General features: G+C 49.4%; 6 protein-coding genes and 1 pseudogene. All 7 read left to right on the forward strand.

All coding sequences use genetic code 11. The features are described 5' to 3' along the window. Positions 1-545: 545 nt before the first annotated feature. Positions 546-4,955, forward strand: a complete 4,410-nt coding sequence (locus tag Pmgp_RS18145; RefSeq protein WP_134215933.1) for an NAD(P)-binding protein — start codon at positions 546-548, stop codon at positions 4,953-4,955. A gap of 13 nt (positions 4,956-4,968) precedes the next feature. Continuing rightward, positions 4,969-5,403: a hydrogenase iron-sulfur subunit gene (locus Pmgp_RS20415; protein ID WP_243119950.1), complete on the forward strand. Its 435-nt coding sequence runs from the start codon at positions 4,969-4,971 to the stop codon at positions 5,401-5,403. A gap of 3 nt (positions 5,404-5,406) precedes the next feature. Beyond that, the gene (locus Pmgp_RS18160; RefSeq protein WP_134215939.1) at positions 5,407-6,360 is read left to right on the forward strand and encodes a 4Fe-4S dicluster domain-containing protein; all 954 of its coding nucleotides are present in this window, start codon (positions 5,407-5,409) and stop codon (positions 6,358-6,360) included. Positions 6,361-6,370: 10 nt separating this feature from the next. Continuing rightward, positions 6,371-7,378, forward strand: coding sequence for a 4Fe-4S dicluster domain-containing protein (locus tag Pmgp_RS18165; protein ID WP_134215941.1), 1,008 nt, complete (start codon positions 6,371-6,373; stop codon positions 7,376-7,378). A 3-nt stretch (positions 7,379-7,381) separates the two neighbouring features. Further along, entirely contained in the window at positions 7,382-8,221 is an 840-nt protein-coding gene (locus tag Pmgp_RS18170; protein ID WP_134215943.1) for an FAD/NAD(P)-binding protein, read from the forward strand. A gap of 25 nt (positions 8,222-8,246) precedes the next feature. Continuing rightward, a complete protein-coding gene (locus Pmgp_RS18175; protein WP_134215945.1) occupies positions 8,247-9,473 on the forward strand; it encodes a (Fe-S)-binding protein in 1,227 nt (408 codons plus the stop codon). Positions 9,474-9,818: 345 nt separating this feature from the next. Next, positions 9,819-9,958, forward strand: a pseudogene (locus tag Pmgp_RS20420) (sulfide/dihydroorotate dehydrogenase-like FAD/NAD-binding protein); the annotation flags it as partial.

A 9,958-nucleotide genomic window follows, 5' to 3' on the forward strand; every position in this document is an offset into this window, starting at 1 on the left:
AGGGTCCTGCCAAGTAATCAGTGCACATGGCTTGAACGAAGTTTAAGCCAGCGTCATTTAGGCGCTGGCTTGTAATAAGCCCTTATAGGGCTCTTTCAAGCCACCCCATTCTGGGGTGGTCTTGACTGTTTGCTCCGGTATGGGCGATGTCAGGCGGTGAAAGTCCGGCGTAGGGTCTTGGTAGGAGGGCTTCTTCTTTCGGGGGTGCCTTTTAACACAGGCTATCATTAATAAAATTTATGTGCCGGACCATAAGGTACAACTGAATTATTTGTGAATTTCAGGAGTAAATCAGGAAGAGTTTAGATTATGAGAACTTTACTCCAAATTAAATAGAGCATTAAAGTTTTGATCAACAATTATTTCTGCTAATGGTTTGTATAATAAATGAAAATTTCCTTTCTGTGTTATGTAATGCTAAACTACAGTCATAAACAAGTCTTTTAATTAGTTTTCTAACTTATATCAATAAATTCGCTATAATTGCCGCCGCCGCGGTTTTTATTAATAGCATTCCAAAACTTTGAGGACGGATGTGATGGATTATGAGTTCGGATAAAACTGGGGCTGTACTGGTAGTTGGCGCCGGTATTGCTGGTATCCAGGCGTCACTTGATTTAGCCGAATCGGGCTATTATGTGTATCTTGTGGAGAAGTCCCCGGCTATTGGCGGCACGATGCCTATGCTGGACAAAACTTTTCCCACCAATGACTGCTCAATGTGTATTGTTTCGCCAAAACTGGTGGAATGCGGGCGGCATCTTAACATCAAGACCCTTACCTGTTCCGAAGTTATAGACCTGAAGGGAGAGCCGGGAAAATATAAGGCTACGATCAGGAAACAGGCGCGTTACATTGATCTTGACAAGTGCACCGGCTGCGGTGAATGCGCCCAGGTCTGCCCGGTTGAATGTTCAAACAGCTTTGATGAGGGGCTGAGCAAGCGCAAAGCTATTTATAAACTGTATCCACAGGCTATGCCCTCAGGTTTTGCAATTGAGAAGACTGCCGCGCCCCCGTGCCGTGCCGCCTGCCCAGCGGGTGTTAATGCCCAGGGTTATGTTCAGCTGCTGAAGAAAGGCAAGCTGACAGAAGGCTGGCAGTTAATTTACAGGGACAATCCGCTGCCGGCAATTTGCGGGCGGGTATGTACCCACCCATGCGAGTCTAAATGCCATCGCGGCAGTTTTGACGAGCCTGTGGCTATCCGCCAGTTAAAGCGGCTGGTCACTGATGTGGTTTACAAGGATGTGGCAAGCCTGCCATTGCCTGTCCCAGCACAGCGCAAAGAAGAACGGGTGGCTGTAATAGGGTCGGGACCTGCCGGCCTTTCAGCCGCCTACCAGCTGGCGAAGCGCGGATATCCGGTAACGGTTTTTGAGGCCAGGGACAAGCTTGGCGGCATGCTCCGCTATGGTATACCATCGTACCGGCTGCCAAGAGAGTGGCTGGATCTTGAAATAGGTTTATTGGAGAAACTGGGGGTTGAGTTTAAAACAAACACTCCTCTGGGACCGGAGTTCACCCTGGCCGATATACAGGCGCAGGGTTACCGGGCGGTATTCGTTGGAGTAGGCGCCTGGAAGGGCACCTCTCTTAATCTGCCCGGCGAAGATATGGAAGATGTAATAGTGGGCGTGAACTTTCTAATTCGGGTTAACAGCGGAGAAAATGTGAAGGTTGGCGCAAAAGTAGCTGTGGTAGGCGGCGGCAACACGGCGATGGACGCGGCCAGAGTCGCGCTGCGGCAGGGGGCCAAAGAAGTCACCATTGTCTACCGGCGGACCGAAGCTGAAATCACCGCCGCGCCGGAAGAAATAGAAGAAGCAAAAGAAGAAGGGATCAACTTCTTAATGCTGACCTCTCCCAAGGCATTTCATAGTGAGGGCGGCAAGCTCAAGGCGCTTGAATGCCTGCGCAATGAATTGGGCGAACCGGATGAAAGCGGCCGGCGCCGGCCGGTCTCAATACCCGGCTCAGAGTTTTTGCTGGAGGTGGATACTTGCATCGTAGCCGTAGGCCAGGCGCCGGATACATCATTTTCTGCCGTTACGGGGCTGGCAACGGGACGTGGCGGTAAGATTGCCGCCGACAAGGACACCCTGGCCACTTCACTGCCGGGTGTATTCGCCGGTGGAGACGCCGTTACCGGGCCAGCTACAGTTATCGACGCGATTGCCGCTGGTAAGAAAACAGCAGAATCTATTGACCGCTACCTGCAGGGGCTCGATTTGAAAGAAGGACGCCTGGAAGATCAGGAAGATGTGGCCCAGCAGCCAGAGCCGCCCGCCAATGCCGGGCAGTGCAGGGTAGATCTGACCTATGCCGAACCTGCAGCCCGCAAGGTTTCCTATGAAGAAGTCGCTAATGGATACAGCCTGGAAGAGGGGCAGCTTGAAGCGGAGCGCTGCCTCAACTGCGGAGTTTGTTCAGAATGCCTGGAATGCGTCAAAGTTTGCCAGGCCGGTGCTATTTTACATGATATGAAAGAAGAGATTGTTGAGATTGATGTGGGCGCGGTTATCTTAAGCCCCGGTTTTGATAAATATGATGCTTCCGACCTGGATTACTACGGCTATGGGCGATTGCCGAACGTAATGACCAGCTTAGAATTTGAGCGTGTTTTAAGTGCTTCCGGTCCTTTCGGGGGGCACCTGGTAAGGTCTTCAGACGGCAAAGAACCTAAAAAAATTGCCTGGATCCAGTGTGTGGGATCCCGGAACCTGAGGGAGGAAAACGGTTACTGTTCCGGTGTTTGCTGCATGTACGCGATAAAAGAAGCGGTTGTGGCCAAGGAGCATAGCCCGCAGGGTTTGGATACGGCTATCTTTTTCATGGATATGAGAACACACGGCAAGGGCTTTGAAAAATATTACGACCGGGCTAAAGAGCAGGGTGTAAGGTTTATCAGGTCTCGTATCTTTGAGGTGGTAGAGAAGGAAGGCGGCAGCGGCGACCTGCTGATCCGCTATGCCGGAGAAGACGGTACCATCTTTAATGAGTCATTTGATATGGTTGTTCTCTCGGTAGGGCTGAAGCCGAAAGCTGAAGCGGTGGAATTAGCGGGTAGATTAAACCTTGAACTGAACAGATATAATTTTTGTGAGACAAGCAAGCTTTCCGGTGTCGGCACATCAAGAGAGGGAATATTTGTGGCCGGAGCTTTCAGCGCTCCCCGGGACATTCCTGAAACTGTCATGCAGGCCAGCGCGGCCTCGGGTGAGTCGGCCGCTTTATTAGCTGACGCGTGTAATACCCTGGTCAAATCCAAAGAATTTCCTCCGGAGCGAAATGTATACAATGAAATCCCAAGGGTCGGCGTTTTTATCTGTCACTGCGGCATCAATATCGGCAGCGTGGTAAATGTGCCGGAGGTTGTTGAATATGCCCGGACTCTGCCAGGTGTGGCTTATGCGGTAGATAACATGTATACCTGCTCACAGGATACCCAGAACAAGATGAAGGAACTTATTAAAGAATACAATCTCAACAGGATTGTTGTCGCTTCCTGCAGTCCCCGCACGCACGAGCCGTTATTCCAGGAGACCTTGCGGGATGCGGGTTTAAACCAGCACTTATTTGAAATGGCCAATATCCGCGACCAGTGTTCCTGGGTCCATAAGAGCGAGCCGGCCAAAGCGACAGAAAAAGCAAAAGACTTGGTCAGGATGTCTGTTGCGAAAGCATTGCTCCTGGAACCGGTTAAACAAATAAGCATGCCTATGAACCATGGCGCGTTGGTAATAGGCGGTGGTGTGGCAGGTATGACCAACGCGTTAAACCTGGCAGACCGTGGTTATCATGTGCATCTGGTGGAGAAATCCGCCAGGTTGGGCGGGATGGCCAACCAGATCAAGAACGGTTTAAATGGTGAAGATATCAATGAATTCCTGACCGGTATAATAACAAAAGTTAAAAACCATGCCAATATTACAGTGCATACAGAATGTAATATCGCTGATGTCAGGGGCTACGTAGGTAATTTTGAAACGACTCTTTCCAACAATGAGGAAATTAAGCACGGTGTCGCTATTATTGCCATTGGCGGGCAGGCATACAAGCCGACTGAGTACCTGTACGGCCAGCATCCCAATGTTTATACCCAATTAGAAATTGAAGAAGCAATTGCCTCCGGTAAGTTGGAGAAGGCCCGGAATATTGTTCTGATCAATTGTGTCGGGTCGCGTGAACCTGAGCGCCCGTATTGCAGCCGTGTTTGCTGCACCAAAAACATCAAGCTGGCACTAAAAATAAAGGAAAAGAATCCTTCAGCCAATATCTTCGTTCTTTACCGGGATATCAGGACCTACGCCTTCTATGAGGACTATTACCGCGAAGCCAGATCCAAGGGAATTATTTTTGTACGCTACAGTATTGGCAATAAGCCAGTGGTTGTATCATCTGATGAAGGCCTAAAAGTTACAGTTACAGATCATGTGCTGGGTGTTCCCATCGAAATCAACGCTGACGCTATTGGGCTGGCTGCTGCTATTGCAACCCCGGAAGACAATGCCGTCCTGTCCCAGTTGTTTAAAGTGCCTCTGGACCAGGAGGGATTCTTCCTGGAAGCCCACCTGAAGCTCCGGCCGGTTGACTTTAGTACCGACGGCGTATTCATGTGCGGTCTGGCCCAAGGACCCAAGTCAATTGAAGAAAGCATAACCCAGGCTAAAGCCGCCGCCGGCAGGGCGGGTACATTGCTGAGCAAAGAATTTGTGGAAGCTCAGGGTAAAACAGCTTATGTCAATAAAAAGAAATGCGCCATGTGCGGCGCCTGCGAGTCGCTGTGTCCGTCCAAAGCCATTGCTGTCGATCTGACAGAAAAGGCTGCTGTAGTTAATGAAGCTCTGTGCAAAGGTTGCGGTGTCTGCGCCTCCTCTTGCCGGTGCGGCGCCCTGGAAGTTAAAGGAGTTACCAATCAGCAAATCACAGACATGCTCTGTGCGCTCAGTTAAAGGGGGGAAGAAAATGGAGGCTAAGGGATGGGAACCGAAAATAGCTGCTTTCCTGTGCAACTGGTGCAGTTATGCCGGCGCTGATCTGGCAGGGATCGGAAGGATACAGTACCCGCCTAATATCCGGGTTATACGGGTACCCTGCTCGGGTCGCATCAATCCGCTTTTTATCTTTTCAGCTTTGAGAAACGGCATTGACGGTATTCTGACATCCGGGTGACACCCCGGCGACTGCCACTATGTTAGTGGCAATCTGGCGGCGCGAAGGAAATTTGCGCTTTTGAAAAACCTAATTAACTATATCGGCATCGAAGAGGACCGGGTTAATTTTGCCTGGATATCCGCTTCGGAAGGCGGCAGGTTTGCGGAACTGGTCAATGAGCTTACGGAAAAGGTCAAGAAGCTTGGACCTAATAAGAATATAGTGAATAAACACTGTGAGGTGTAGCAGATGGAGAACCTAGCCAGATTAGTGCAAGATGCTGCCAGGAAATTACTGGAGGAAAAGAAGGTCGACCTGGTTATTGGTTTTGAAAAAGGCAGCCTCCCTCTACGCAGCACACCTTGCTTTGTCAGGAAAGCGGAAGATGCCGGCAAGTTAACCTGGAACAGCAGTTGTGAAAACAACCTGGCAAATTACCTGCGCAAAAAAACTGAAAAGGTCGGGGTCATTGCCAAAGGCTGTGATGCCCGTTCTATAGTGGCTTTGATCAAAGAAAACCAGATTAACCTCGACAACCTGTATATTATCGGCGTGCCATGCGGCGGCATGATTGACAGGAAGAAGATTGAGACTATATTAAACGGACGGGAATTACTTGCCTCGGAAGAAAAAGACGGTTGGCTTATTCTTAAAGGAAACGGTTTTGAACAGGCAGTGCGGAAAGAAGATGTGCTGCACGGTTCTTGTGCCACCTGCAGGACAGGCAACCCGGTGCTTTCTGATGAACTGCTGGGCGAAAAAGTGCCGGAAAAGGAAGATGATTATTCCGATGTGGCGGCATTTGAAGCCAAAACTGTTGCTGAGCGGGCTGCCTATTTCGCTGAGCAAATGAGCAAGTGCATTCGCTGCTATGCGTGCCGGAACGCTTGCCCGATGTGCTATTGCGAGGAATGTTTCGTAGACTGCACTGCACCCCAGTGGATAGGCAAGAGCGCCTCAAGTTCAGGAGACAACCTGATATTTCAGGCCATGCGCGCTTTCCATACAGCCGGCCGTTGCGTGGACTGTGGATCCTGTGACAGGGCTTGCCCCATGGGCATTGACGTGCGCAACCTTAACAGGAAACTGGCCAGGGACGTCAAGGAAATATTCGGCGCGGAGGCCGGCATGAACCTGGAAGACAAACCGGCGCTTAATGAGTTTAAGTTTGATGACCCCCAGACCTTTCTGGTGAAAGAGTGAGGTGAAGAGGATGTTAATCAGCAAAAATGATTTGCCTGTTTTACTGGATAGAATACTGGGTGAATATGAAGTATACGCTCCGGTGAAAGAACACGGTAAGGTTGAATTTAAGAAGATTAGTTCAGGTACGCAGGTTTGCTTGCAATACAGCAATTCGCAAAAACCGCCGAAAGGAATCCTTTTCCCTCAATCAGAAAAAATGTTTTGCTATGAAACAGTCCAGGACGGGGTCAGGGTGGATGAGATTTGTGACTGTTCTAAAAAGGTTATTTGGGGAATAAGGCCCTGCGATGCAAAGAGCTTCACCATACTGGACGATGCGTTTAAAAACGAGCAGTACCGGGACCCTTACTACTATAAACGCCGGGAAAACACTGTTATAGTGGGCTTCGGCTGCAACCGGCCCGGCGCAACCTGTTTCTGTACTTCGGTAAACAGCGGTCCCTTTGATACCGCTGGTTCTGACGTGTTTCTCACCGAACTGGAAGATAAGTACTATGTGGAGGGAATAACCGAAAAGGGCAAGGAGTTCATCGCCAGGTATCAGTTGCCGGATGGTTCCCCTGATACTTCCAGAATAAAAGAATCTGCGGTTGTGGCAAGCAAGGTTAACCTGGATGGTTTGAAAGAAAAGCTGGATGTAAATTTTTATGATGAGATCTGGGACAGCCTGTGGGAAAAATGTATTGGCTGCGCTGCCTGCACCTACCTTTGCCCCACCTGTCACTGCTTCGACATCGTGGAAGAGGCCGAGGGTGGTAAGGGCTGCAGGGTGAGAAACTGGGACGCCTGCATGTTCCCTTTGTTCACCTTGCACGGTTCAGGCCACAATCCCCGCCCCTCAGGCAAGGAAAGAGTGCGTCAGAGAATCATGCATAAGTTTAAGTACTTTCAGGACAAGTTTCAACAGACAGCCTGTGTGGGCTGCGGCAGGTGCATAAAGAATTGCCCCGTGAACCTGGATATCCGGATACTGTTGGACGCGATTCAGCAGCGGGAAAGCGGAGAGGGGTGTTAACTTATGGGAAATCCATATTTGCCTATGCCGATGAGACTGGAAAAGAACTTTATTGAAACTGAAGACAAGAATATCCGCACCTTTACGCTTTCCTTCATAAACAAGGAAGATGAGCAAAACTTTAAATATCTGCCAGGCCAGTTCGCTGAAGTTTTTGCTTTCGGTAAAGGTGAATCGCCTTTCGGTATCGCTTCTTCACCTACTGAGCCTGGGATTCTCAAATTCTCTGTGATGAAGGTTGGCAAAGTCACTACCGCCCTGCACCAGACACCGGAAGGAGCGGTTATCGGTGTGCGGGGCCCGTTGGGAAACAGCTACCCGATGGAAGAATTAAAGGGTAAGAACCTTGTGGTTATTGGCGGCGGTTTTGCTTTTACCACCCTGCGTTCCACGATCACTTATATTCTTGATCCGAAAAACAGGGGTGATTACGGCAACCTGACCGTGATTTACGGCGCCAGGAACTCAGGCCTGCTGCTTTATAAAGAAGAGTTGGCCCAGTGGGAGAAGCGCAGTGATATCACCATGGTAGCCACTGTGGACCGCGGCGATGAGAATTGGAAAGGCAAGGTAGGGTTTGTTCCCGCCATGACCAAGGAGACGGCTCCCAGTGCCGAAAACACTTATGCAGTTGTTTGCGGCCCCCCGATCATGATTAAGTTCACCCTGCCTGTACTGGAGGAATTGGGCTTTCCGCCGGAAAGGATCATCATGGCCCTGGAAAACCGCATGAAATGCGGGATCGGTATGTGTGGACGCTGCAATGTGGGCAATAAATTTGTCTGCAAGGACGGCCCGGTATTTACTCTGGCCCAGCTAAAGACCATGCCCAACGAGTACTAGAAACTTGAGAGGAGGGAGCTAATCCATGACGGAAGCAATTTTGGCTGCAAACCTCAACCCCGGATTCAGGGCTGAAGTACAAGGCCTGATCGGAAATTTTGATTTTGGCAACTGCCTGGCCTGCGGTATGTGCACAGCGGGTTGCCCGTATTCTGACCTGATCCCCGGTCACGACCCGCGTAAATTTCTGCGCAAGCTTATCCTGGGCATGCGGGAGGAAGCGTTAAACGATCCGTATGTCTGGCTGTGCAATATGTGTGAGCGTTGCACAGTTGAGTGCCCGATGCAGGTCAACATCGCTAACATAGTCAGGGCCGTGCGCGGCAATTTCTATGACAGATCGGTGATACCGGGTTTTTTACAGAAGGTTGTGCAGGAACAACTTGATACCGGTAACCAGATGTCCGTATCCCAGGAGGATTATATTGAAACCCTGGAATGGATTGAAGAAGAGCTTCAAGAAGAACTGGAGGACCCCAACTATAAAATTCCGCTGGACAAGGAAGACACCGATTTCATGTTCGCGTTCAACGCCAGGGAAATCAAGTATTATCCCGCCGATTTGCAGGCCATCCTGAAAGTGTTCTATGCCGCCGGCTTCAATTACACTATCAGTTCCAAAAAATGGGACGCTACCAACCTGGCGCTGTTCACCGGCATTGATGAAGACTTCTATAATATCCAGCGGCCTCTTTTTGAAGAAGTGGTGCGTCTGCGCGCTAAGGAACTGATTGTCACCGAATGCGGCCACGCTTTCCGTTCCTGCCGTCTGGCCTACAGGAAATTTTGGCAGGGGAAGACTTTCCCTATCAGACACATATTGCAGCTGTTAAATGAAGCCCTGAACGACGGGCGCTTGCAGGTAAAAAGCAAGGTGACTGAGCCGGTGACCTACCATGACCCGTGCAACGCCGTCCGCAAAGAAGGTGTGTTTGAAGAAGGGCGGAACGTTTTGAAATCTTTCTGTGCAGACTTCCGGGATATGAATCCTAACAAAAAGTTCAATTACTGCTGCGGCGGCGGCGGCGGCTTAATCGCTATGCCGGAGTTTACGGATATCCGCGTCAGGATTAAGGGGCAACGGAAAGCTGATCAGGTCAGGGCCACCGGCGCCAAGGTCGTCGCGGTCCCCTGCCACAACTGTATGGACCAGTTCAATGACATCACCAAGAAATTTGAACTGGGCACCAAGAATAAGCACGTGTGTACAATAATACAGGACCATGTGGTCTTGCCCGAAAAAAAGGACTGACACAGAAATAGTTGGTTAAATGTTCGCACAAAACTAAAATTCTGCTTATTAGGTTTGACATGAAATAATACAAGATAAGAAAAGAAATGCTTCTATTAAGGGCGACTTTAAAGTCGCCCATTAGTCTATCTACAATAATTATAACTAATGATTAATATAAACAATGAGAATTTTTCTTGATAGTTATAAGATGATAAACTGTAAATGTAGGTATGTATATTAATTATGTTCAAAACTAAACTCTTGCCACCCATTATTAACCTAAGTGCGGATAATATTACTAAAAGCATTAACAATTTTATAATTATTTGAGATATTTACATTTAAACGAAAAGAAGTGATGTTATGTACAAGATTCTGAGAAAAGAAGTCCTGGCCCCCACCCTGAACCTGTTTGAAATACAGGCGCCGCTGGTGGCCAAAAAAGCCAGGGCAGGGCAGTTTGTAATCCTGCGCCTGGACGAGTCAGGCGAGCGGATTCCCCT

It is taken from the genome of Pelotomaculum propionicicum (genome assembly GCF_004369225.1).
In the GTDB taxonomy this organism is placed as follows: Bacteria; Bacillota; Desulfotomaculia; order Desulfotomaculales; family Pelotomaculaceae; genus Pelotomaculum_B; species Pelotomaculum_B propionicicum.